This is a genomic window from Catenulispora yoronensis (assembly GCF_039531695.1).
GTDB lineage: Bacteria > Actinomycetota > Actinomycetes > Streptomycetales > Catenulisporaceae > Catenulispora > Catenulispora yoronensis.
Map to the genome: position 1 here is coordinate 33,651 of NZ_BAAAQN010000011.1, position 22,737 is coordinate 56,387.

The 22,737-nt window shown below is 73.7% G+C and carries 18 protein-coding genes; 8 read left to right on the top strand and 10 right to left on the bottom strand.

Annotated features, from left to right (window positions below):
- Window positions 1–30: 30 nt before the first annotated feature.
- On the top strand, window positions 31–492 hold the full coding sequence (locus tag ABD481_RS11865) for a MaoC family dehydratase (RefSeq protein ID WP_344665645.1): 462 nt from the start codon (window positions 31–33) through the stop codon (window positions 490–492).
- A 14-nt stretch (window positions 493–506) separates the two neighbouring features.
- Here the strand turns inward: ABD481_RS11865 and ABD481_RS11870 are convergent, their stop codons facing one another.
- On the bottom strand, window positions 507–995 hold the full coding sequence (locus ABD481_RS11870; RefSeq protein WP_344665646.1) for a hypothetical protein: 489 nt from the start codon (window positions 993–995) through the stop codon (window positions 507–509).
- Between the two features lie 228 nt (window positions 996–1,223).
- On the opposite strand from ABD481_RS11870, the gene ABD481_RS11875 reads away from it, so the two are divergent.
- The gene (locus ABD481_RS11875) at window positions 1,224–3,110 is read left to right on the top strand and encodes a glycoside hydrolase family 9 protein (RefSeq protein WP_344665647.1); all 1,887 of its coding nucleotides are present in this window, start codon (window positions 1,224–1,226) and stop codon (window positions 3,108–3,110) included.
- A 341-nt stretch (window positions 3,111–3,451) separates the two neighbouring features.
- Here ABD481_RS11875 and ABD481_RS11880 read toward each other — a convergent pair whose 3' ends face one another.
- The 4 genes from ABD481_RS11880 to ABD481_RS11895 all read right to left on the bottom strand — a co-directional run bounded on the left by ABD481_RS11880 (window position 3,452) and on the right by ABD481_RS11895 (window position 8,239).
- Window positions 3,452–4,021, bottom strand: coding sequence for a GNAT family N-acetyltransferase (locus tag ABD481_RS11880; protein ID WP_344665648.1), 570 nt, complete (start codon window positions 4,019–4,021; stop codon window positions 3,452–3,454).
- A 236-nt stretch (window positions 4,022–4,257) separates the two neighbouring features.
- Window positions 4,258–5,457: an ROK family transcriptional regulator gene (locus tag ABD481_RS11885; protein ID WP_344665649.1), complete on the bottom strand. Its 1,200-nt coding sequence runs from the start codon at window positions 5,455–5,457 to the stop codon at window positions 4,258–4,260.
- 35 nt (window positions 5,458–5,492) lie between these two features.
- A complete protein-coding gene (locus ABD481_RS11890) occupies window positions 5,493–6,884 on the bottom strand; it encodes a KamA family radical SAM protein (protein WP_344665650.1) in 1,392 nt (463 codons plus the stop codon).
- A 122-nt stretch (window positions 6,885–7,006) separates the two neighbouring features.
- Window positions 7,007–8,239, bottom strand: a complete 1,233-nt coding sequence (locus ABD481_RS11895; RefSeq protein WP_344665651.1) for a hypothetical protein — start codon at window positions 8,237–8,239, stop codon at window positions 7,007–7,009.
- 153 nt (window positions 8,240–8,392) lie between these two features.
- Between ABD481_RS11895 and ABD481_RS11900 the strand changes: the two genes are divergently transcribed.
- Both ABD481_RS11900 and ABD481_RS11905 read left to right on the top strand, forming a co-directional pair.
- On the top strand, window positions 8,393–9,577 hold the full coding sequence (locus ABD481_RS11900; RefSeq protein WP_344665742.1) for an NADH:flavin oxidoreductase: 1,185 nt from the start codon (window positions 8,393–8,395) through the stop codon (window positions 9,575–9,577).
- Window positions 9,578–9,786: 209 nt separating this feature from the next.
- Window positions 9,787–10,251 (top strand): DUF2690 domain-containing protein, encoded by a 465-nt coding sequence (locus ABD481_RS11905; RefSeq protein WP_344665652.1) that lies wholly within the window; start codon window positions 9,787–9,789, stop codon window positions 10,249–10,251.
- Between the two features lie 129 nt (window positions 10,252–10,380).
- Here ABD481_RS11905 and ABD481_RS11910 read toward each other — a convergent pair whose 3' ends face one another.
- The 3 genes from ABD481_RS11910 to ABD481_RS11920 are packed head-to-tail and all read right to left on the bottom strand — an operon-like array spanning window position 10,381 to window position 13,569.
- Window positions 10,381–11,100, bottom strand: coding sequence for an HAD family hydrolase (locus ABD481_RS11910; protein WP_344665653.1), 720 nt, complete (start codon window positions 11,098–11,100; stop codon window positions 10,381–10,383).
- Window positions 11,097–11,981, bottom strand: coding sequence for a non-homologous end-joining DNA ligase (gene ligD / locus ABD481_RS11915; protein WP_344665654.1), 885 nt, complete (start codon window positions 11,979–11,981; stop codon window positions 11,097–11,099). The genes ABD481_RS11910 and ligD overlap by 4 nt, the downstream gene beginning before the upstream one ends.
- A complete protein-coding gene (locus tag ABD481_RS11920; RefSeq protein ID WP_344665655.1) occupies window positions 11,971–13,569 on the bottom strand; it encodes a DNA polymerase ligase N-terminal domain-containing protein in 1,599 nt (532 codons plus the stop codon). Before ABD481_RS11920 ends, ligD begins: the two co-directional genes overlap by 11 nt.
- Window positions 13,570–13,633: 64 nt before the next feature.
- On the opposite strand from ABD481_RS11920, the gene ku reads away from it, so the two are divergent.
- Window positions 13,634–14,674, top strand: a complete 1,041-nt coding sequence (gene ku / locus ABD481_RS11925) for a non-homologous end joining protein Ku (protein ID WP_344665656.1) — start codon at window positions 13,634–13,636, stop codon at window positions 14,672–14,674.
- 34 nt (window positions 14,675–14,708) lie between these two features.
- Here the strand turns inward: ku and ABD481_RS11930 are convergent, their stop codons facing one another.
- Both ABD481_RS11930 and ABD481_RS11935 read right to left on the bottom strand, forming a co-directional pair.
- On the bottom strand, window positions 14,709–15,671 hold the full coding sequence (locus ABD481_RS11930; RefSeq protein ID WP_344665657.1) for an NADPH:quinone oxidoreductase family protein: 963 nt from the start codon (window positions 15,669–15,671) through the stop codon (window positions 14,709–14,711).
- A 46-nt stretch (window positions 15,672–15,717) separates the two neighbouring features.
- On the bottom strand, window positions 15,718–16,395 hold the full coding sequence (locus tag ABD481_RS11935) for a phosphotransferase family protein (RefSeq protein WP_344665658.1): 678 nt from the start codon (window positions 16,393–16,395) through the stop codon (window positions 15,718–15,720).
- A 150-nt stretch (window positions 16,396–16,545) separates the two neighbouring features.
- Here ABD481_RS11935 and ABD481_RS11940 point away from each other — a divergent pair, with 150 nt between their 5' ends.
- From ABD481_RS11940 to ABD481_RS11950, 3 genes are all read left to right on the top strand, one after another.
- Window positions 16,546–17,613, top strand: coding sequence for a hypothetical protein (locus ABD481_RS11940; RefSeq protein ID WP_344665659.1), 1,068 nt, complete (start codon window positions 16,546–16,548; stop codon window positions 17,611–17,613).
- Window positions 17,614–17,702: 89 nt separating this feature from the next.
- Window positions 17,703–19,304: a Y-family DNA polymerase gene (locus ABD481_RS11945; protein ID WP_344665660.1), complete on the top strand. Its 1,602-nt coding sequence runs from the start codon at window positions 17,703–17,705 to the stop codon at window positions 19,302–19,304.
- Complete coding sequence (locus ABD481_RS11950; protein WP_344665661.1) at window positions 19,304–22,711, top strand: error-prone DNA polymerase; 3,408 nt, start codon at window positions 19,304–19,306, stop codon at window positions 22,709–22,711. The genes ABD481_RS11945 and ABD481_RS11950 overlap by 1 nt, the downstream gene beginning before the upstream one ends.
- The last annotated feature ends 26 nt before the right edge of the window (window positions 22,712–22,737 follow it).

Below are 22,737 nucleotides of genomic sequence, written 5' to 3' on the forward strand. Positions count from 1 at the left end.
GTCAGCCTCTCCGCGAAAGGCTTGTCCCGTATGCCTCGCACCGTCACCGGTATCCCCGAACTGCTGGCTCTGGGACCCGGCCCCGTGGATCTGGGCCACAGCGCCTGGCGGGAGATCACCCAGGAGCGGGTGAACACCTTCGCCGACGCCACCGACGACCATCAGTGGATCCACACCGATCCGGAGCGCGCCGCCACCGGGCCGTTCGGCGGCCCGATCGCGCACGGCTATCTCACCGTGGCGCTGTTGATCCCGTTGTGGACGGAACTGCTGGTGGTCGAGGGCGTCGGCATGAAGGTGAACTACGGGCTGAACCAGGTCCGCTTCCCCTCCCCGGTGCGGGTCGGGGCGAAGATCCGGGCCGCAGGCGTCATCGCCTCGGTCACCGAGCTGCGCGGCGGGGCCGAGGTGCTGGTCGATCTGACCGTCGAGATCGACGGCCAGAAGCGGCCGGCGTGCGTGGCGCAGGCGGTGTACCGGTTCTACGCGTGAGGGTTCCGGGTGTCTCAGTCGGTGCAATAAGGGCTCTCGTTCGACGAGGTGATGCTCATGAGCGAGAACTTGTCCTTGTTCGGCAGGATGCTGACTTTCAGGCAGCCGTGCTGGTCGGCCGCCTCGCTGGCCTTCTTCTCGACGAACGGCATGCTCACGCCCTCGCCGAGCAGGCACAGGATCCCGCCGCACAGCATGCCCAGCGCCAGGTGCACGGCGATGGTGCTGGCCAGCGGGTGGTTCTTCAGAGTGTCGGCCAGCGACTTGGTGTCGCTGCGGGACATGAATCGCACGCACGGGGGCGCGCCGCACAACTTCTCCGTGCTTTTCGCCGCCGGGTTCGGCGCCGCCGGTGCCGCCGCTTGGGCGCCGCCGGTGCCGCCGCCCGAACCGGAGGAGGCGTCCGCGCCCCCGGTCGATTGACAGCCGGTCACGAGCATCATCAGCATCGCGACGATCAAAGCCAGGCCGCGCCAGGTCCGCGGCATCGTGTGGTCGGCCATGGTTCCACCCCCACAAATCCTTACTCCCCTTGGTTCCACGGTAACGTCCAGCGCCGCTCTAGTCCGGCTTGATTCAGGCCCTTGACGGGAACTGGCGGGCCGGATAGGTTCGCCGCTATCTGATTAGGAACCTTTCCTAACTGTTTATCGTCGCTCGTCGGGAGGGGTTTCATGGCTCGGCCGGTGCTCCGTCATCGCAAAACCGCCGCTTCTTTGGCCGCTGTCGCAATGGCGGGTTTGGCCTTCGGCGCCGCCACGGCGCTGTCGCAGCCGGCCCAGGCCGCCACCGCCGGGCTGATCCGGGTGGACCAGACCGGGTTCGCGCCCGGTGAGGTCAAGCAGGCGTATCTGATGACCGGGGCGGCGGTGTCCGGGGCCACCTTCACTGTCCTGGACTCCCACGGCGCGAGCGTGCTGACGGGCAAGGTCGGCGGGACCAGCCTGGGCAAGTGGAACGCCGCCTACCCGGACGTCTACCCGATCGCGTTCAGCGCCCTGAAGACGCCGGGCACGTACCGGATCAAGGTCTCCGGGAGCGCGGCGGCGACCTCGCCGTCGTTCAAGATCACCTCCGCCGACGCGCTGTACGGCAAGCTGGTCGCCGACGGCGTCACCTTCTTCCAGGCCCAGCGTGACGGTTCGGACGTGATCGCCGGGAGCCTGAAGCGTCAGGCCTCGCACCTGCACGACTCCGCCGCGAGCCTCTACGCCTGGCCGGAGTTCGCCCCGGACGATTCGGACATCATCACCACCGCCGACCTGACGAGGACCGGCGGACCGGTCGACGTCTCAGGGGGCTGGTTCGACGCCGGCGACTACCTGAAGTTCACCAACAACGAGGCGTTCGGCGCGATCACCCTGTTCGCCGCGCAGCGCGCGCTGGGCTCGGCGGCCCCGGCGAGCCTGGCCGCCGAGGCGCACTACGGCGAGACCTGGCTGGACAAGGCCTGGGACGGGAAGACGAAGTCGCTGGTGCTCCAGGTCGGCATCGGCTCGGGCAACGCCGCGGGCACCTTCTTCGGCGACCACGACCTGTGGCGCCTGCCGCAGCAGGACGACGGCGACACCGCGAGCACCGACCGGTACGCCGCCGCGCACCGTCCGGCGTTCCTGGCCGCCGCGCCCGGCGGCCGGATCAGCCCGAACCTGGCCGGCCGCGTTGCCGCCGCCTTCGCGCTGGCCGCGCAGGTCGACGCCACCGCCAAGCCGGCGCGGGCCGCCGCCGAGTACCAGGCCGCCGCGTCGGTCTACGCCCTGGCCGACACCCGCACTCCGCCGAACCCGCTGACCACCGCGCTGCCGAACGCCTACTACCCCGAGCCGATCTGGCACGACGCGATGGAACTCGGCGCCGCCGAGCTGGCGCTGGCCGCGCAGCAGCTGGGCCACAGCCCGACCGCCTACCTGGCGCAGGCGGCGACCTACGCCAAGGACTACATCGCCTCCGACACCGGCGACACCTTCAACCTCTACGACAACAGCGCTCTGGCCCACGCCGACCTGCTCAAGGCGCTGGCCGCCGCCGGCCACCCCGCCGGCCTGGCCGTCACCCCGGCCGCCCTCACCGCCGACCTCAAGCGCCAGGTCCAGGCCGCGGCCACCAAGGCCAAGGCCGACATCTTCCACGCCGGCGGCGACTCCACGAACTTCGACGTCAACGCCCACACCTTCGGCTTCCTCACGGTGCAGGCCCTGTACAAGCAGGCCGGCGGCGACACCTCCTTCGACGCCTTCGCCACCGAGCAGCGCAACTGGCTGATGGGCGCCAACGCCTGGGGCGTGAGCTTCATGGTCGGCGAGGGCAGCACCTTCCCGCACTGCATGCAGCACCAGGTCGCGAACCTCTCCGGCAGCCTCGACGGTACCGGCCCGATCGCCACCGGCGCGGTGATGAACGGCCCGAACAACCCGAGCAACTTCACCGGCGGCCTCGGCGACCTCCAGGACGGCATGAAGAAGTGCCCGCCCTCCGGCGCCGACCCCTACGCCGCCTTCACCGGCCACACCAGCCGCTTCGCCGACGACGTGCGCTCCTGGCAGACCGACGAGCCGGCCCTGGACATGACCGGCTCGGCGGTGCTGGGAGCGGCGCTGCAGGAGGCGATCGCGGGCTGATCAGCGGTGGGTGCGGCCGGACCGCCGAGCCCTGGCTCGGCACGGTCGGTCGGTGCCGCTCGATCGGCACTGCTCGATCGGCACTGCTCGGTCGGCACTGCTTGATCGACACCGTTCCCCGAACCGGCTTCGGCCCCTGATGACGCTGACTCAGGGGCCGAAGCCCATTTGTTGGCCGCCCGGGGAAGGCTGGACCGCCTTGCCCAGCCCGGCTTTGCCCAGGCCGGTTTTTGACCTGGCTGGTTTCGACCAGGTCAGGCTGGTCAGCACCTTGGCCCCACCTGGAGATCAGCCTGTTGACCTGCTGATCATCTTCCAGTCCGTGGGGTCTGGTGGCGGGCTCAGCCGCCGGGCGGCCGTCGCATCGGCCACAATCGTGGACCGCCCTCGGGCAGCTCCAGAGCACCAAGGTGGACGAACCCGAGCCGCTCGTAGAGCGCCGCGCTCCGCTCGCTGCTGGCCTCCAGGTACGCCGGCATCTGTTCGCCGTCGCAGCGGTCGAGCGTCGGCCGCATCAGCGCGCTGCCGAGCCCCTGCCCCCGCAGTCCGGACCGGACGCCGATCCAACGGATGTAGTAGTGCGGCTCGGTGGGGTGGTGCTCCTCGAGCGCCTGTAGGGCGCGGAGCGAGCGGGGCAGCCGTGTTCCGAGTGTCCACAGCCACCGCGCCGCTGTCCGCCCGTCCACCGTTTTAGGCATCTGCCACCGGTCCGGCGGCAGCGCGACGCATCCGCCGACCAGGCCGTCGCGGCCGGCGTCGGCGGCGAACACGAGACCGTCCTGCGGCAGCACGTAGGTCTGCAATTCCAGCCTGAACATCTGCTTGCGACGTGCAGTCCGTCGGGTCCGCTGCGGCAACAGCCAACTCAGCGTCGTCTCGCTCGCGAAGGCTTGCGCCAGTGCCGTGCTCAAGGCCGCAACGTCGCCTGCGGCCGCTGGTCGAACTGTGACCATGCGGACACGATAGTACCGAGCGATCGCATCCCCAAGCGTTGCCCCACACCTGACCCCCGCAAGACCAACGCGGCGCTGTACTGGCCCCTTTCGATCAGCCCGGCTTTGTCCAGGTCGGCTTCGACCAGGCCGACGTTGACCAGCCCGGCCTTGTCCAGGCGTCGAGTTTGATCAGGCCGCCCCCCGGCAGATCGCTACCCGAAGTACTCCCGGATCAACTGCTCCACCGTCAGCGAGGCGCCCAGCGACGCCGCCCCGGCCAGTACCGCCCCGCTGCCCAGCGCCGAGGTCTCCAGGCGTGGCGGGTAGGGCAGGCGCGCGGCCAGGTGTTCGGCGACCGGGGCCAGCAGCAGGTCGCCGTTCAGGCCGATGCCGCCGCCGAGGACGACCAGTTCCACGTCGACCACCGCCGCGGCGACGGCGACGTAGTTGGCGATCCGGCGGGCCTCCTCGTGGGCCACGTCCAGGGCCGCCGGGTCGCCGGCCCGGGCCAGTTCGAAGACCCGCTCCGGCGTGGGTTCCGGCTCGCCGGGCAGTTTGCGGGCCGCGTACTGCATCAGGGCCGGGGCGCAGGGGTCGGTGCCGGTGGGGACCGAGGACTCGCGGGTGCCGTCGGCGTTGTCGGTGTATTCGGGCTCGAAGGCGTCGTCGAGCTCGCCGGCCGCGCCCTTGAAGCCGCGGTGCAGGTGGCCTCCGAGGACCAGGCCCGCGCCGACGCCGGTCCCGATGGACAGGAACAGGAAGCTGTCGGCGCTGCCGCCGCAGCCGCGGGCGTACTCGCCGTGCGCGGCCAGGTGGATGTCGTTCTCGACCGTCACCGGCATGCCGAGCGCGGCGCTGAACTGCTCCTGGGCGGCGAAGCCCTCCATGCCGGTCACGTTCGCGGCCTGCCGCACCCGGCCGTCGCGCCGGTCCACGACCCCCGGCACGCCGATCACCGCGTGCCGCACCGAGGACTGCGGCACCCCGGCGGCCTCGGCCAGCTCCCGCGCCAGCCGCACCGCCGCCGTCACCATCCCCGGCGCGTCCAGCTTGTCCACCTCGGCGTCCAGCCGCACCACCTCGGCGCCGTCCAGCCCGGCCAGCGCCCCGCGCAGCCGCCGCGCGCCCACGTCGAACGCCACCGCGTAGGCCGCCTCCGGCCGCGGCTTGAAGAACACCGCGCCGTAGGTGAAGCCGCGCGAGTCGTCGGCGGTCTCGGCGACCAGCCCGATCTGCAGCAGATCCTCCAGCACCGCCGACACCGTCGGCTTGGAGATCCCGGTCGCCCGCGAGATCTCCGCCCGCGAGATCGGCGCGCTGGCCCCGATCAGGCCCCACACCGTCCGCAGGTTCAATTCGCGGACCGTGGCCGAGGTGGCCCCGGCGTAGGGCTTGGCTGTGGGATTGTTCATCGCCCCAGCGTAGGGGACGGGTGGGGGCCGGTCGATCACGCGTTCCCGGTCGGGCCCTGATTCGTGTCCCAGTCGTCACCGGCGGTGCCGACGCCCTGCCCGCCACCCCGCCCGGCCTCGACCGCGGCCCGCAGATCCGCCGGCGTTCCGGGCGCGAGTTCGAGGTCGTCGATCCAGGCCGCGCCGGGGGAGTGGACGGCCCGGAACGGCCGCCCCACCAGCCGGGGATCGCGTGCCTGCACGTAGCGCAGCTCGAAGAACGCGCCGCCGCCGGGCTCCTCGGCCACGCCGTCCACCACGATCTTCCCGCCGGTCGTGGACATCACCGGGCCGCGCACGGTGCGCGCCAGCCCCGGCAGCGTGCTGTAGGCGTCCCGGAAGATCTCCGCGGACCGGGCCAGCGGCACCTTGAAGTAGTCCCGCGGCCCGGTGTCGCGGGCCACGAACATGTAGTACGGCACCGCCCCCGCGCGCAGCTCGGCCCGCCACAGCCGGGCCCACACCGCCGCGTCGTCGTTCACCCGGCCGATCATCGGGGCCTGGCAGTAGAGCACCGCGCCGGTGTCCCGGATCCGGCCCAGCGCGGCGCGCGCCACCGCCGGCTCCAGCTCCACCGGGTGGCTCAGGTGCGCCATCACCGCCAGCGTCTTGCCGGCCGCCACCACCTGCTCGAACAGCCGCAGCGTGGCGTCCGCGTCGTGGTCGTCGACATACCGGTGCGGCCAGCTGGCCACCGACTTGGTGCCGATCCGCAGGGTCTGCACCGACTCCACCGCCAGGAACGGCTCCAGGTGCCGCCGCAGCCGCTCGGCCGACATCACCATCGGGTCCCCGCCGGTGACCAGCACGTCGGTGATCTCGGGATGCCGCCGCAGATAGCCGACGGCGCGCGCCGGGTCGGCCGCCGAGAAGCGCTGCTCCGGCTCGCCGACGAACTGCGCCCACCGGAAGCAGTAGGTGCAGTAGGCGTGGCAGGTCTGTCCGGCCGCGGGGAAGTACAGCAGCGTCTGTTCGTACTTGTGCTGCACGCCGGGCAGCGGGCCCTCGGCGTCGTGCGGGACGTTCAGGTCCAGCTGGTGCTCCGGGTGCGGGTTCATCCCGGCCCGGATCCGCGCGACCTCTTGCGCCAGCCGCGCGCGGTCGCCGCCGTCCCGGGCCGCGGCCAGCCGCCGCTCCTGGTCCGCGTCGAGCATCCCGGGCTGCGGGAAGAAGAGGTGGAAGATCGGGTCGGCGTCCGGGGCGGTCCAGTCGATCAGCTCGCCCAGGACGTACTCGTTCACCCGGAACGGCAGGACCAGGGAGAACAGGCGGACGCTCTCGCGCAGGTCGGCGCCGATCCCGAACTTCGCGGCGATCTCGTCGAGCCGGTTCGGCCCCAGGGCCTGGAAGCGGCTCCCGACAGCGCGGCCGACCGTGGTGTGCTGCACGGACCGACGCTATCCGACCCGGGGTGGGAACGCGGCCTTCCGTCCGGAGCCGGTGCTGTGTCGTGACGGGTGCCGGGTCGTGATCGGCCGCGGAGGTAAGCAGCAGAGGTAAGCCGCGGAGCTCAGCCGCGCAACAACAAGTAGGCGGTCTCCGGGATCTCCCCGTAGACCGTCCGGAACGCCGTGTCCAGCCGCGGGCCCAGCACCGTGCGGTCGGCCGCCTCCAGCCGGAAGGTCAGGCCGTCGTTGCTGGCGCTCACCTCGCCCACGGCGCGGCGCAGGAAGCGCTGGACGCGGCGGGAGGCGACGTAGCGGCCGTCCTCGAGGTCGACGAAGCGGACCAGGTAGGTGCGCTCGATGCGGTCGTCGGCGACCGTGACCGGGGTCAGGGCCTGGTGCGGGGCGGCGGCGCGCCAGACGGCCTGGAAGCGGTTGTTCACGAAGGCGCCCAGCGGGGTGTCGACGGCGACTTCCAGCTGAGTGGAGCGGCCGGACAGGGTGCCGACCGGGTAGAACGACACCAGCGCGCGGTCGTCCCACCGGTACATCGTCACGTCCGGGCCGGAGGAGTACAGCCGGACCTGGAAGTCCGCGGCGGTGCCCCGGCCGCGCGGGCCGCCCTCCTGCTCGAAGGAGCGGTGGATGCGGGCCACCGTCGCCAGGTTCTGCTCCAGCATCGGGCGCAGCTCGTCGGCGTGGCCCAGTTCCAGCTCGCGCTGCTCGGCGGCCAGCGTCGTGGGGTTGATCAGCAGCACCCGGACCGACACCCCGCGGGCCAGGGCGTCGCAGACCACGGTCTCGAAGCGCTCCGCGTGCGGCTCGGAGAGCAGGTTGGAGTAGGTGTCCAGGATCCGCACCACGCTGGTGGCGCGCGCGGCGTTGTCCAGGAACTGCGAATAGTCCAGCTCGGCGTGCTCGCGGACGCCGCCCTGGCCGGCCCGCTCGATGATCGGGGTGATCACGTAGATGGTGAACACCGCCCCGATCAGGTCGGCGGCGGTGTTCAGCGCGAAGTTCGGCCAGTACGGCGCGACGCTGCGGCCCATCCAGCCCAGGCCGAGGACCGCGGCCAGGCCGATGCCGAGGCCGGCCACCCAGCGCGGATCCGGGGCGCGGCGGGCCGGCAGCCGTAACCGCAGCGGCAGCAGGAACCGGAGCGGGCGCGGGCGCAGGAGTCGCTGGAGGCGCCGCGGCCGGCGTTGCGGGGTGTGGTGCGAGGCGCTTTGCGGGCTGCTTTGCGAGGCGTTCTGCGGGCTGCGTTGCAGGGTGTGTTGCGAGCTGCGTTGCGGGTTGCGTCGCTGGGTGCGGCGCTGCCGGTCGTCGTCATCCTCGTGCCCGCGATCCCCGTATGCCACGGTCTCGAAGGCTACTGGGGATGATCGATTTCTTCCAGGGCTCGCAGAACGCTTATCCCGCCGGGGTGGCAGTCGCGGGCAGCAGCCGTGGGCGGCAGCCGTGAGTGGCACTGGCATCTTGGCGGCGGCCGTCCTAGGGTCCGCGCAGTGACGATGCCCTCCGACCCTTCGACGGCCCCTGACGTCCTGGCCCCCGCCACGCTCGGCCCCCTGCGTCTGCGCAACCGCGTCATCAAGGCCGCCACCTTCGAAGGCGCCACTCCTGAAGGCCTGGTCACCGACGCCCTCATCGACTACCACCGCCGTCCGGCGGCCGGCGGCGTCGGCATGACCACCGTCGCCTACCTGGCCGTCTCCCCGGAGGGCCGCACCGAGCGCCGGCAGATCCACTGGCGCCCCGAGGCCGTCCCGGGCCTGCGCCGGCTCACCGACGCCGTACACGCCGAGGGCGCGGCGGCCGCGGCCCAGATCGGCCACGCCGGCCCGGTCGCCGACGCCCGCTCCAACGGCGCCCCCGCGCTGTCCTGCGCGCCGATGCTCAATCCGATCAGCATGCGCCGCACCCGGGCCGCCACCGCCGCCGACATCGACCGGATCACCGCCGCCCACGCCCGCGCCGCCCGCCTGGCGGTGGAATCAGGCTTCGACTCCGTCGAGATCCACCTGGGCCACAACTACTTCGCCAGCGCCTTCCTGTCCCCGCGCCTGAATCCGCGCACCGACGCCTACGGCGGCAGCCTGGCCAACCGCGCCAGGGTCGCCCGCGGGCTGGCCCGCGCGGTCCGGGCCGAGGTCGGCGGCCGCGTCGCCGTCACCGCGAAGCTGAACATGGAGGACGGCTACCCCGGCGGCCTGCGCCTGGAGGACAGCCTGCAAGTCGCCCGCTGGCTTCAGGAGGACGGCGCGCTCGACGCCCTGGAGCTGACGGCCGGCAGCTCCCTGATGAACCCGATGTACCTGTTCACCGGGGACGTCCCGCTGCGCGAGTTCGCCGCGGCCTTCCCGCTGCCGCAGCGGCTGGGAATCCGCTGGTTCGGCAAGAAGTTCCTGCGCGCCTACCCGTATCAGGACACTTATCTGATGGACCGCGCCGTGCGCTTCCGGGCCGTCCTCGACCTGCCGCTGATCCTGCTCGGCGGCGTCACCACCCGGGCGACCATGGACCGCGCGATGGCCGCCGGCTTCCAGTACGTCGCCATGGCCCGGGCCCTGTTGCGCGAACCGGACCTGGTGAACCGCCTCGCCGCCGATCCGGCCGCGCCCTCCCGCTGCATCCACTGCAACCGGTGCATGCCGACGATCTACACCGGGACCCGGTGCCCCGAGATCGATCATTGACGGTTCAACCTGCGGCGGAGCCGCCCGCGCGGGTGAGCCGGACCGCAGCGTCGCCGGTCCCCCGAACGGCGCAAGCGGTGCGGCGCCGGGGCGCTCCTGCGCGCCCCGGCGGGCGACGATGGCCACGGTGCTTCGGCACCAGGCGTCGCCTTCGGGTCGACGGGTCTTCCCGCCGCGACGGCGCCTTCTGATCCCCCCGAGGGGGAGTCATGTTCTCTCGTCGGATCGTCTCCCGCATCGGCGTCGGGCTCGGCACGGTCGCTCTGGCCAGCGCACCGCTGGTGGCCTACGCGGACTGCCACACGCCGTCCAAGCCGCCGCCGGCCAGTTGCAGCAACAAGGGCTGCAACGGCAAGGACCCGCAGACCACCGGCTGTTCCACCACCGACCAGGCCCGCTCCATCCGCACCACGCCGATCATGAGCAACGGCAAGCAGATCGGCACCGTGGAGCTGCGCTGGTCGCCGTTCTGCGGCAACAACTGGGCCCGGGTGACGGTCGCCGGCGGCGGCACCGCGCACCTGACGGCCACCGCCACCCGCCACGACGGCGCGAAGATGACCGCCACCGGCAAGGGCACCGTGCTGTGGACCCCGATGATCTTCGGTCGGGACCTGTGCGTGGCGGCCACCGGCACGATCAACGGGGTGAGCGCCACCACGCCGTGCGCGTGAGCGGATCCTGGCGCACACTGGGACCACTGAACGTCTCTGAACGCGGGGCGGGCGCACGACATTGGCGCCCGCCCCGCTCCTTTGCGTTCGGGGCGCGTACGCCCCGCCCTCAGACGCTCTCAGACGCCCTCAGACCAGCGCCAGCAGCTCGCTCAAGGAGCTGATGGCAAGCACGCCTGAGCCGGCCGGGCCCTTCCCGCCGGCCGCGCTGTTCCCACCGGCCTCCGGCTCCCGCACCATCGCGCGCCCCTGGTACCCCAGCGCGATCGCCGCCGCGACCAGCTCCGGGTCGTCGTCCACGAACAGGCACTCCTCCGGCGTCAGCCCCAGCGCCTCGCTGGCGTGCCGGTACATCCGCGGGTCCGGCTTGGTGCAGCCCAGCACCGCCGAGATGGCGTAGGCGTCGAAGAAGTCGTGCAGGCCCAGGGCGGCGTGCAGGTCCGGCAGGTCCGGCCAGGCGTCGGACACCACGGCCATCGGCACGCCCCGGGCCCGCAGCGCGTCCAGCGTCGGGATCACCTCCGGGAAGGTCTCCAGCACACTGGCCGGCGGCACCTCCCGGACCAGCGCGGCCAGCAGCTCCGCGGTGGCCGGCACGCCGATCCGGGCCAGCAGCGCGCGGTGGTACTCGTCCCGGTCCGGGGTGCCGGAGCCGGCGGGCCGGGCGGCCAGGTACCGGTCCCCGGCCGCGACCGCCTCGGCCAGCTGCTCGGCGGTGACGTGCGGCGCGTGCGCCCGCACCGTCGGCTCGAAGTCGGCGCGCGGGTTCCACCGGCCGCCGATCGGGCGCATCAGCACCCCGCCGGAGTCGAGCAGCAGGGCCCTGGGTATATCCGGAGTCTGATTCACAACGCCGATAGTAGGTCGCCGTGCTCGGCCACCTGGGCCAGCGCCGCCGGCGGGCCGAAGACCAGGTCCTCCGGGACCCCCGCGGCCGCCAGCTGCTCCCAGGTCACCGGCGTGGACACGGTCGGCCGCGGCCGGGCCCGCAGCGAGTACGGCGCCACCGTGGTCTTGGCGTGCGTGTTCTGCGACCAGTCCAGGAACACCTTGCCGGGCCGCTCCCGCTTGGCCATGTTCGACACCACCAGCTCCGGCAGCCGCGCCTCCAGCCCCAGCGCGATGGTGCGGGCCAGCTCCCGGGCCTGCGCGGCCGGGACCCGCGACAGCGGCGCGTACAGGTGCAGGCCCTTGCCGCCGGAGGTCTTCGCGATCAGCTCCATCCCGTGCGAGGCGAGCAGCTCCCGGGCGGCGAAGGCGACGGTGACGCAGTCCAGCACGGTGGCCGGCGCCCCCGGGTCCAGGTCCAGCACCAGCAGGTCGTGGTGCGCCGGGTCGGCCGCGTGCCACTGCGGCACGTGGAACTCGATCGCCGCCAGGTTCGCCGCCCACATCAGCGAGGACAGGTCGTCGATGAGGAGGTACTCCACGTGCTTGCCGGAACTGGTCGCGGCGATCGAGGCGGTGCGCACCCAGTCCGGGCGGTGCGCCGGGGCGTGCTTGGCGAAGAACCCCGCGGCGTCCACGCCGTCCGGGTGGCGGATGAGGGTGGCCGGCCGGTCGGCCAGGTGCGGCAGCATCGCCGGCGCGATCCGCGCGTAGTAGTCCAGCACCTCGCCCTTGGTGAACCCCGTCTCCGGAAACAGCACCTTGTCCAAGTTCGTCAGCTTCACCTTGCGGCCGTCGATCTCGACGGTCTGCGCCGCCGAGGAGCGGGGATCAGGGCTCACGGGCCACCTCCGAGGCTTCCTTGTCCGGCCGCACGCCCTTGAACACCGGATGCCGCAGCCGTCCCTTCGGCGTCCACTCGCCGAACGTCACCTCCGCCACCACCGCGGGCCGCACCCAGGTGGCCACCCGCGCGTCGGCGGCGTCCACCGCGGTGGCGAACGGGCTCTCCGGTACCGCGAGCTCCGCCAGGGCCTCCAGCAGCACCCGGCGGTCGTGCTCGGTGAAGCCGCTGCCGACCTTGCCCACGTAGCGCAGCCGCCCGGCGCCGTCGGGCACGCCGAGCAGCAGCGCGCCGATCCCGCCGATCCCGCCGATCCCGCCGATCCCGCCGATCCCGCCGAGCCCGCGCGGCGGCCGGCCGGCGGCCGCGCCCTGCCGCTTCAACGGCGTGTAGCCGCCGACCACCACCGACTGCGACGCGGTGAGCTTCACCTTCCGCCAGGCCGGCGACCGGGTCCCGGGCCGGTAGGGCGAGTCCAGGCGCTTGGTGACGACGCCCTCCAGCCCGGCGGCGCGCGCCGCCGCGAGCACGTCCGCCACCGGGGTGTCGGGGAAGGCCGGCGGCGTCTGCCAGTTCGGCCCGGACAGCTCCAGCGACTCCAGCAGCTCGCGGCGGGCCGTGTAGGGCAGGTCCACGGTGTCCCGGCCGTCCAGGTGCAGCAGGTCGAAGACCAGGTAGGAGACCGGGGTGGTGCGGGACAGGCGCAGCGCCTCGGAGCCGGTGGCGCCGAACCGGGCCTGGAGCGCGGCGAAGCTGACCCGGCCGGCCTCGTCCAGCGCGATGATCTCCCCGTCGAGCAGCAGCCGCGCGCTGCTGACCGTCTTGGCCAGCGCCTTGAGCTCCGGGTAGCTGTCGGTGACGTCGTTGCCGTTGCGGGAGCGCAGCCGGGCCCGGCCGCCCTCGATCCGGCACAGGGCCCTGATGCCGTCCCACTTGAACTCGGCGGCCCAGCCCGGGTCGGCCGGGGCCGGGCCCGGGACCGCGAGCATCGGGCGCAGGGAGTCCGGGACCGGGGCGAGCTCGGGGTCTTGGCCTTTCTCGCGGTGGATCATCCAGTCGGCGTCGCCGCCGCTGGCGGTGCTGTCGGTGCTGTGGGCGCGGTCGGTGCGGAACAGGGTGTAGCGGCCGGTGAGGCGTTCGCCGGCCAGGTCGACCTTGACCTCGTCGTCGGCCCACTTCAGGGGCTGGTAGCGGCCGCGGTCGTAGGTGGCCACCGTGCCGGCGCCGTATTCGCCGGCCGGGATCCGCCCGGTGAAGTCGGCGTACTCCATCGGGTGGTCCTCGGTGCGCACTGCCCGGTGGTCGTGCCGGGAGTCGGTGGGGACGCCCTTCGGCAGTGCCCAGGAGACCAGGACGCCGTCGTGCTCCAGGCGGAAGTCCCAGTGCAGGGCGCTTGCGCGGTGCTCCTGGACCACGAAGCTCGGCGCGTCGGAGGTCCGGGCCGGCGCCTTCGGCGGGGCGGATACGGACGCGGCGCTTTCGTCCGGGGCGGGTTCGGGCGGGACTGGTTCGGGCGTGCGGGCGGCGTCGCGCTTGGCGCGGTACTCCCGCAGCCGGTCCGGTTTCTCCGCAGGTCCGCGTGCCACCGCTCCATGACAACCTGCCGGCGCTGGTGGTGCGAGTCCGGATGATCCGAATTAGCGTCGGGGCATGCGGGCGATCTGGAGCGGAGTGATCTCCTTCGGGATGGTGACGGTACCGGTGAAGATGTACGGCGCCACCGAGGAGAAACGCGTCGGGTTCCACCAGGTGCACGCCGCCGACGGCGGCCGGGTGCGGCAGAAGCGGGTGTGCGAGCTGGACGGCGAGGAGGTGCCGCTGTCCGACGTCGCCAAGGGTTACCAGCTCCCCGACGGCGACGTGGTGGTGCTCACCGGCGAGGACCTCGAAGGGCTGCCGGAGGCGATCGCCAAGACCATCTCGGTCGAGTCGTTCGTGCCGGAGGAGCAGATCGACCCGATCATGTATTCGAAGTCCTACTACCTGGCCCCGGACAAGCTCGGGGTGCGGCCCTACGCGCTGCTGCGCGACGCGATGGACTCCTCCGGACGGGTGGCGGTGGTGCGCTTCGCGATGCGGGAGCGGGAGAGCCTGGCCGCGCTGCGGGTCCGCGACGGGGTGCTGGTCCTGGAGACCATGCTGTGGTCCGACGAGATCCGCGAGCCCGACTTCGACTTCCTGGGCAAGGACGCCAAGGCCGAGCCCAAGGCCGCCGAGCTGAAGATGGCCGAACTCCTGATCGACTCGCTCAGCTCCGACTTCCATCCCGAGGACTACCACGACACCTACCGCGAGGCGCTGGAGGAGGTCATCGAGGCCAAGGTGGCCGGGCGCGAGGTGGTGACGCCGCCGGCGCCGGCCGAGGGCGGGGCGCAGGTGATCGACCTGATGGCGGCGCTGAAGGCGAGCGTGGAGGCGGCGAAGCGGACGCGGGGCGCGGGGGAGGAGGAAGCCGAACCGGCGAAGAAGACGGCGAAGGCCACAGCCGCCGCGAAGAAGACAGCGGCGGCGAAGAAGAGTTCCTCCTCCTCCTCCTCTTCTTCCTCCTCTTCTTCGGCATCGAAGAGTTCTGCGACCCCGAAGCGGGCGGCGAAGGGGGCGCGCGCCGCCGCGAAGACCACCGATCGGCACAGCGCGTCGACGCGGAAGAAGCCCGCGACGAAGTCGACGTCGACGCGGCGGAGCGCTTGACGCGGGCCGGCGGCGAGGAGTCTCGGCGCCGGCCCTAAGGCAGAACCACCAGCCGGCCCACCGCCTCGCCGGCGGCCAGCCGGGCCAGCCCGGCCGGGGCGGCGTCGAACGGCAGCCGCTCGCCGATCAGGGTCCTGATGGTGCCGGCCGCGGCCAGCCGGGTCAGCTCGCGGTGGCAGGCGGCGACCGCCGCCGGGTCCTGGGTCCGGTACAGGCCCCAGTGCAGGCCCAGGATGGAGTAGTTCTTCACCAGGGCGTGGTTCAGCGCCGGGGCCGGGATGGTGCCGCCGGCGAAGCCGACCACCACGATCCGGCCCTCGAAGGCGACGCACTTCGTCGAGCCCTGATACGCGGCGCCGCCGACCGGGTCGTAGACCACGTCCGCGCCGCGGCCGCCGGTGGCGTCCTTCACGGCGGCGACGAAGTCCTGCTCGCGGCGGTCCACGACGACGTCGGCGCCCAGCGCCCGGGCCGCCTCGGCCTTCGCCGGGCCGCCGACCACCGCGATCACCCGGGCCCCGGCGGCCGTGCCGAGCTGGACCGCCGCGCTGCCCACCCCGCCGGCCGCGGCGTGCACCAGCAGCGTCTCGCCGGGTTGCAGGCGGGCGCGCCGGTGCAGGCCGAACCAGCCGGTCTGGTAGGCGAGCAGGAACCCGGCGGCCTCGGCGTCGTCGAGCGCGTCCGGGGCCGGGAACGCGGCGTCCGCCTCCACCACGGTGTACTCGGCCAGGGCGCCGTGCGGCAGGACCGGCATCCCGACGATCCGCTCCCCGCTGTCGGCCACCTCCCCGCACAGCTCCACGCCCGGGGTGTAGGGCAGAGGCGGCTGCACCTGGTACTGCCCGCGGCACATCAGGACGTCGGGGAAGTTCAGCGCCGCGGCCCGGACCCGGACCCGGACCAGCACCTGCCCCGGCCCGGGCACCGGGACCGGGACGTCGGCGGCGCGCAGGACGTCGGCGGGCTCGCCGTGGACGGGGACCTGCCAGGCTTTCACGGCGGTGGCCTTTCCAGGAGGGGCGGCTCGATGCCCTCGGATCCTTTCACCCGGCGCGGGCGATCACCAGGCTGACGGCCTCGTCGAGATACCGGTGCACGTCGTGCGGATTGTCCGCCCGCTGGGCGTGCGCGCCGGCCACGGCGGCGGCGTCGAGCACGACCGTCTCCGGACGGTGCGCGAGCAGGGCGGTCAGCAGATCGTCGGCGGGCCGCGACAGATCCGAGCCGTCGAGCGCGACCTGGGCCAGGATCAGGGCCGACATGGCCCAGTCCAGCGCGGGGTCGCCCTGGCGGGTGTTGGTCCAGTCGATGACCACGGGGCCGTCGGCGGTGAGGATGACGTTCATGGGGTGCAGGTCGAGGTGGAGTATGGCGACGGGGTCGGAGCTCCGAGCCTCATCCTCGCTCTCCTGCACCGGCACCGTGTGCAACCGCACCAGCAGATCGGCCAGGATCGCCCCGCCCCGCCCGAAGTCCACCTCCCCGGCGATCCCCGCCTCCAACAGCGTGGGCCCGGCCACCCGCCGCATCACCAGGTCCTCGGGCGGCCCGCCGTCGGCACGCACCTCGGGTACCGGATAGCCATGCGCGTGCAAATGAGCCATCACCGCGGCCTCCCGGGTCTGGGCCCGGCGGTCACGGGTCCGGCGCAGGACCCAGGAGTCGTCGAGGGCGTAGACGTCCGCGTCGAGCCCGGAGCCGATCAGTTCGCCAATCTGCATGCAGGAACGGTAGCCGGTCGACCGCGACTGCGAACCCGGCGGCTGCCGAAGCCGGAATTTTCCGACTACGGGAGGTGGCGGTGGCGCTGCGATGTGGGGTGCAGTCGCTCACCGGTTGACACCTTAGAACAAAACTTCGAGTATGGCCGCGTGGCAGCGATCGCGCAGATGTTCGATGAGGAGGGCACGGGGCGCGGGGTGCGGAGGCGTTCGGAGCAGGAGCGGGCGGCGGAGGTCGCGCGGTTGCGGGTGCTGCTCGGGGAGTCGGTGGGCGGGGCCGGGGTGGGAGCCGGAGCGAGAGGCGGGGTCGGAGGCGGGGTCGGAGGCGGAGTCGGGGTCGGGTTGCGCGGCGGCGGAGGCGCCGTAGCTGGTGCCGTCGGCGGTGCTGTTGGTGCTGCTGACGGTGCCGCCGTTGCTAGTGCCGTTGCTGGTGCTGTCGCTGGTGCTGCCGGCGGCGGGACAGCCGTTCGCGAAGCGGCGGCTCGGGGTGGCGGCGTGGCGGAGGCTCCCGACGTGCCCGCGTTGCCCGCTCTGCGTGCCGTCCTGCCCGGCGGGGTCCTGCGGCGTGGCGGGGTCGTGGCGGTGCAGGACCGGGTGCGGGCGTGGGGGGAGGCGCCCAGCTATCTGGCGTTGGCGTTGGCGGCCGGGGCTTCGGCGGGTGGGGCGTGGTGCGGGGTGGTGGGCCTGCCCGGGTTCGGGATCGCGGCCGCTTCGGGGATGGGGGCCGACCTCGGGCGCTTCCTGATGGTGGACGAGCCGGGCGAGCGGTGGGCCGAGGCGGTGAACGTCCTGGCCGGCGCGGTGGATGTGGTGTTGGTGCGGCCGCCGCGCCGGCCCAGTGGCGAACATGTCCGTCGCATCGGTGCCCGCATCCGTCGTACTGCCCGGCAGCGGGGTGCGGTGCTGCTGGTCGCCGGCGAGTGGCCCGGGGCGGATGTTCGGCTGCGACTGACCGAGTCGGTCTGGTCCGGCCTCGGGGCCGGGACCGGGCACCTCACCGGCCGCCGCGTCACCGTCGCCGTCGACGGACGGGGTGCGGCGGGGCGCGAGCGTACGGCCCGGCTGTGGCTGCCCGCCGCGGACGGCGCGGTTCGCGAATGGGTCGCCGAGACCGCCGGGAGCACCGGGACCGCCGGAACCACCGACCGCCAGGGCTTCGGCGGGATATCGGCGGAGATCCGCGACGGCGGCGAGGTGGTGCGCCTCTGGAGCGCGTGAGCCGCACTGAATCAACAGCCTGATGAACTCTGATGAATCTTGATGAACCCTGACGACCCGTCGTCCGCCCGAGGAAAAGAGCCACCGTCATGTCCGCCGTCCCCGATCGCGCGCTGGCGGTCTGGTGTCCGGACTGGCCGGTGGTGGCGGTCGGCGCGGATCCGGACACCGCGGCGGCGGTGGTCGTCAAGAACGTGGTCGTCGCCTGCTCGTTCGCGGCGCGCGCCGAGGGGGTGCGGCGGGGGCAGCGGGTGCGGGACGCCCAGCGGCTGGCGCCGGGGCTGGTGGTGCACGCGCGGGACGAGGCGGCCGAGGCGCGGGCCTTCGAGCCGGTGCTCGGGGTGCTGGCCGAGTACACGCCGCGGTTCGAGGTCGTGCGGCCGGGGCTGGCGGCGCTGCCGATGGACGCCCCCGCGCGCTACTTCGGGGGCGAGGACCTGGTGGTGCGGGGGATCCGGGACCGGATCGGGGAGCTCGGGGTCGGGGCCGGCGTGGGGGTGGCCGACGGGGTGTTCGCCGCGGCGCTGGCCGCGCGCAGCGACACCCGGGTGGTGGCCGGACGCACCGCGGAGTTCCTGGCCGCGTTCCCGGTCCCGGTGCTGGAGCTGCCGGAGCTGGACGAGCCGCTGGCCCGGCTCGGCGTGCGGACGCTGGGCAGGCTGGCCGAGCTGCCGGCCGACGCGGTGGCCGGCCGGTTCGGGGCCGCCGGGGTGGCGGCGCACCGGCTGGCCCGCGGGCTCGACGCCCGGCCCCCGGCGCCGCTGCGGCAAGGCCCGGACCTGACGGTGGAGACGGTGTTCGACCCGCCCGCCGACGGCTCCGAGCGGATCGTGTTCGCCGCCAAGGCGCTCGCCGACGAGCTGCACGCGGTGCTGGCGCAGTCCGGTGTCGCGTGCGTGCGGGTGGCGGTGGAGATCCACGGGACGGCGGGCGCGGCGGGCGTGTCCGGCGCGGCGGGCGCGGCGGGCGCGGCGGGCGCACCCGAGGTCTCCTACCGGTTGTGGCGGCACGAGGGCCTGTTGTCGAGCACTGCCGTTGCCGAGCGGGTGCGCTGGCAGCTGTCCGGCTGGCAGATCCAGCTTCAAAGGAACTCCACCGAGCATCCCGCCGACCACCCCGCCGACCAAGGCATCACCCGCCTCCGGCTGATCCCCGACCACCTCACTCCGGCCCTCGGCGTCCAGCCCGGCCTGTGGGGCGCCGACGAGGCCCCGGACCGCATCGCCCGCGCCGCCGAGCGCCTGCAGGCCATGTACGGCCCCAACGCCGTCACCCTGCCCGCCGACCGGGGCGGCCGCACCCCCCTGGACCAGGGTGTCCGCACTCCCTACGGCGATCTGCCGCCGGATCGGGCCGAGGCCGCGCCCTGGCCGGCCGCGCTGCCCGCCCCGGCCCCGGCCGACGTCCCCCGCCGGCCCCGCCCGGCCGTCGTCACCGACCGGACCGGCGCCCCGGTCGCGGTCTCCGGGCGGCTCCTGGTCTCCGCGCCGCCGGCCGAGCTGACCGTCCCCGGGACCGGCGAGCGGCTGCGGATCCTGGCCTGGGCCGGGCCGTGGCCGCTGGCCGAGCGCTGGTGGGAGCCGGGGGCGGCGGTGCGGCGGGCCCGCTTCCAGGCCGTCACCGACGACGGCCGGGCCTGGCTGCTGGCCGTGCAGGACGGCGCCTGGCTGATCGAGGCGGTGTACGACTGATGGGTACCTTCGACGCCGGCACCCGCCACGGCGGCGGCACCTTCAACCCGGTCATCCCATGGCGCGAACTGGAGAAGCGCCTTACTTGGGGCCGCTACGGCGAGGCCGTGCCAGCCGTCCCCGAATCCGTCCCCGGTGCCGCGCCGGGCCCGCGCCGCACCGCCAAGCTCGACCCCCGCTACGCCGAGCTGCACGCCCACTCCCACTTCTCCTTCCTCGACGGCGCCTCCAGCCCCGCCGAGCTGGTCGCCGAGGCGGCCCGCCTGGGCCTGCACGGTCTGGCCGTCACCGACCACGACGGCTTCGCCGGCGCCATGCAGTACAAGCAGGCCGCCGAGGACGCCGAGCTGGCCACGGTGTTCGGCGCCGAGCTGTCCCTGGAGCTGACCGCCGCCCGCACCGGGGCCGCCGACCCGGCCGGCAGCCACCTGCTGGTGCTGGCCCGCGGGGCCGAGGGCTACCGGCGGCTGTCCGCGGCCATCGGCAAGGCGCAGCTGGCCGGGCAGGAGAAGGGGCGGCCGGTGTACGACCTCGACGACCTGGCCCGGGCGGCCGTCGACGAGCACGGCAGGGGCCACTGGACCGTCCTCACCGGCTGCCGCAAGGGCACCGTCCGCCAGGCGCTGGAGCGGCACGGCCTGACCGGGGCCGGCGTCGCGGCCGCCGACGCCGAGCTGCGCCGGCTGCTGGAGCTGTTCGGCCGGGACCGGGTGGTGGTCGAGCTCACCGACCACGACCAGCCGCTGGACGACGCCCGCAACCGGCTGCTGGCCGGGCTGGCGGGCCGGCACGGGCTGCCGACCGTGGCCACCGGCAACGTCCACTACGCCCGCCCGGCCGACTACCGCCTGCACACCGCGATGGCCGCGCTGCGGGCCCGCCGCACCCTGGCCGAGATGGACGGCTGGCTGCCCGGCGCGCCCACCGCCTACCTGCGCAGCGGCGCGGAGATGCTGGCCCGCTTCCCCGAGCGCGAGTTCGGCCCGGCCGTCGCCTTCAGCGCCGATCTGGCCGCCGACCACGCCTTCGACTTCGACACCGTCAAGCCGCGGCTGCCGGACTACCCGGTGCCGGCCGGGCAGACCGAGGCCGGCTGGCTCCGGCACCTGACCTATCGGGGGGCGGCGCTGCGCTACGGCCCGGAGGCGGACAACCGCGAGGCCTACCGGCAGCTCGCCTATGAGCTCGACGTCATCGAGCAGCTCAAGTTCCCCGGCTACTTCCTCATCGTCTACGACATCGCCGAGTTCTGCCGGGAGCAGGGCATCCTGGCCCAGGGCCGCGGCTCGGCCGCCAACAGCGCGGTCTGCTTCGCCCTGGGCATCACCAGCGTCGACTCGGTCCGGCACGGCCTGGTCTTCGAGCGCTTCCTGTCCCCGGTGCGCGACGGCCCGCCGGACATCGACGTCGACATCGAGGCCGGGCGCCGCGAGGAGGTGATCCAGCACGTCTACGAGAAGTACGGCCGCGACCGCGCCGCCATGGTCTGCAACGTGGTCACCTACCGGGCCCGGCTGGCGCTGCGCGACTCGGCGCGGGTGCTGGGCTACTCCCCGGGCACCGTGGACGCCTGGGCCGGCACCGTCGGGCCGCACGAGAGCGCGCCGGACGGCTCCGAGGAGATCCCGGAGCAGGTGCTGGAGCTGGCCGGGCAGCTCCAGCGGCGGCCCCGGCACCTGGGCATCCACAACGGCGGCATGGTGATCGTGGACCGGCCGCTGGCCCAGGTGGTGCCGATCGAGTGGGCCCGCCGCGAGGGCCGCACCGTGCTGCAGTGGGACAAGGACGACTGCGCCGCCGCCGGGCTGGTCAAGTTCGACCTGCTGGGCCTGGGCATGCTCGGGGCGATCCACGACGCGCTGGACCTGATCGCCGAGCACCACGGCCGCCGCCTGGGCCTGCACGAGCTGCCGCAGGACGGCCACCCCGAGGCCGACGCGGTCTACGCGATGATCCAGGACGCGGACACCGTCGGGGTGTTCCAGATCGAGTCCCGGGCCCAGATGTCGACGCTGCCCCGGCTCCGGCCCAAGACCTTCTACGACCTGGTGGTCGAGGTGGCGCTGATCCGGCCCGGGCCGATCCAGGGCGGCGCGGTGCACCCCTACCTGCGGCGGCGCAACGGCGACGAGGAGGTGGCCTACCCGCACGAGAGCCTGGAGCCGGTGCTGCGGCGGACGCTGGGCGTGGTGCTGTTCCAGGAGCAGGCGATGCAGATGGCGATCGCGGCGGCCGGGTTCAGCGCCGCCGAGGCCGACCGGCTGCGGCAGGCCATGGGCTCCAAGCGCTCGCCGGAGCGGATGGCCGAGCTCAAGGAGCGGCTGCTGGCCGGGATGGCCGAGCGCGGCATCACCCCGGAGGTCGCCGAGGACATCTACGCCAAGCTGCACGCCTTCTCCGGCTACGGGTTCCCCGAGTCGCACTCGGTGTCGATGGCCTACATCGTGTGGTGCAGCTGCTACCTGAAGCGGTACTACCCGGCGGCGTTCACCGCCGCGCTGCTGAACAACCAGCCGATGGGCTTCTACAGCCCGGGTTCGCTGATCACCGATGTGCGGCGGCACGGGGTGCGGGTGCTGCGGGTCGATGTGAACGCCTCCGGGGCCAAGGCGACGTTGCAGGAGGCGGAGCGGGAGGGGGAGCCGGAGCCCGCCGCGCCCCGCGCGTCCCGGCACCGGCACCGGCACGCCTCGCCGATCCCGCAGCCGGCCATCCGGCAGGGGCTGTCCAGCGTGCGCGACCTCGGCGACGACGTGGCCGAGGCGGTCGTCGCCGAGCGGGCGGCCGGCGGGCCGTTCGCCGGTCTGGAGGACTTCATCGTGCGCACCGGCCTGTCCCGGCCGGTGCTGGAGGCGCTGGCCACCGCCGGGGCGTTCGGCTGCTTCGGGCTGGACCGGCGCGAGGCGCTGTGGACCGCCGGGGCGCTGGCCGGCACCACCGCCGGGCACCTGCCGGGCACCGCGCCCGGCACCGCGGTGCCGGAGCTGGACCCGCTCACCCCGGTGGAGACCACGCTGGCCGACCTGTGGGCCACCGGCACCACCCCCGCCGACCACCCGATCGGCCACCTGCGGGCCCGCCTGGCGCTGCGCGGCGTGATCCCGGCCGAGCAGCTGCGGACCACCCGCAACCGCAGCCTGGTGCGGGTCGCCGGGCTGGTCACGCACCGGCAGCGGCCGCCGACCGCGCACGGCACCTGCTTCCTCGGGCTGGAGGACGAGACCGGCCTGATCAACGTGATCTGCCCGGCGCCGGTGTGGGAGCGGCAGCGCCGGGTCGCCCTCGGGCACGGCGCGCTGCTGATCCACGGGACGCTGGAGCGGACGGACGGGGCGGTGAACGTCGTGGCGGGGCGGATCGAGCCGTTGCGGGCGGGGGTGCCGCGCAAGGCCCGGGACTTCCGGTGAGGGCGGCAACTAGGCAGCAAATCGAC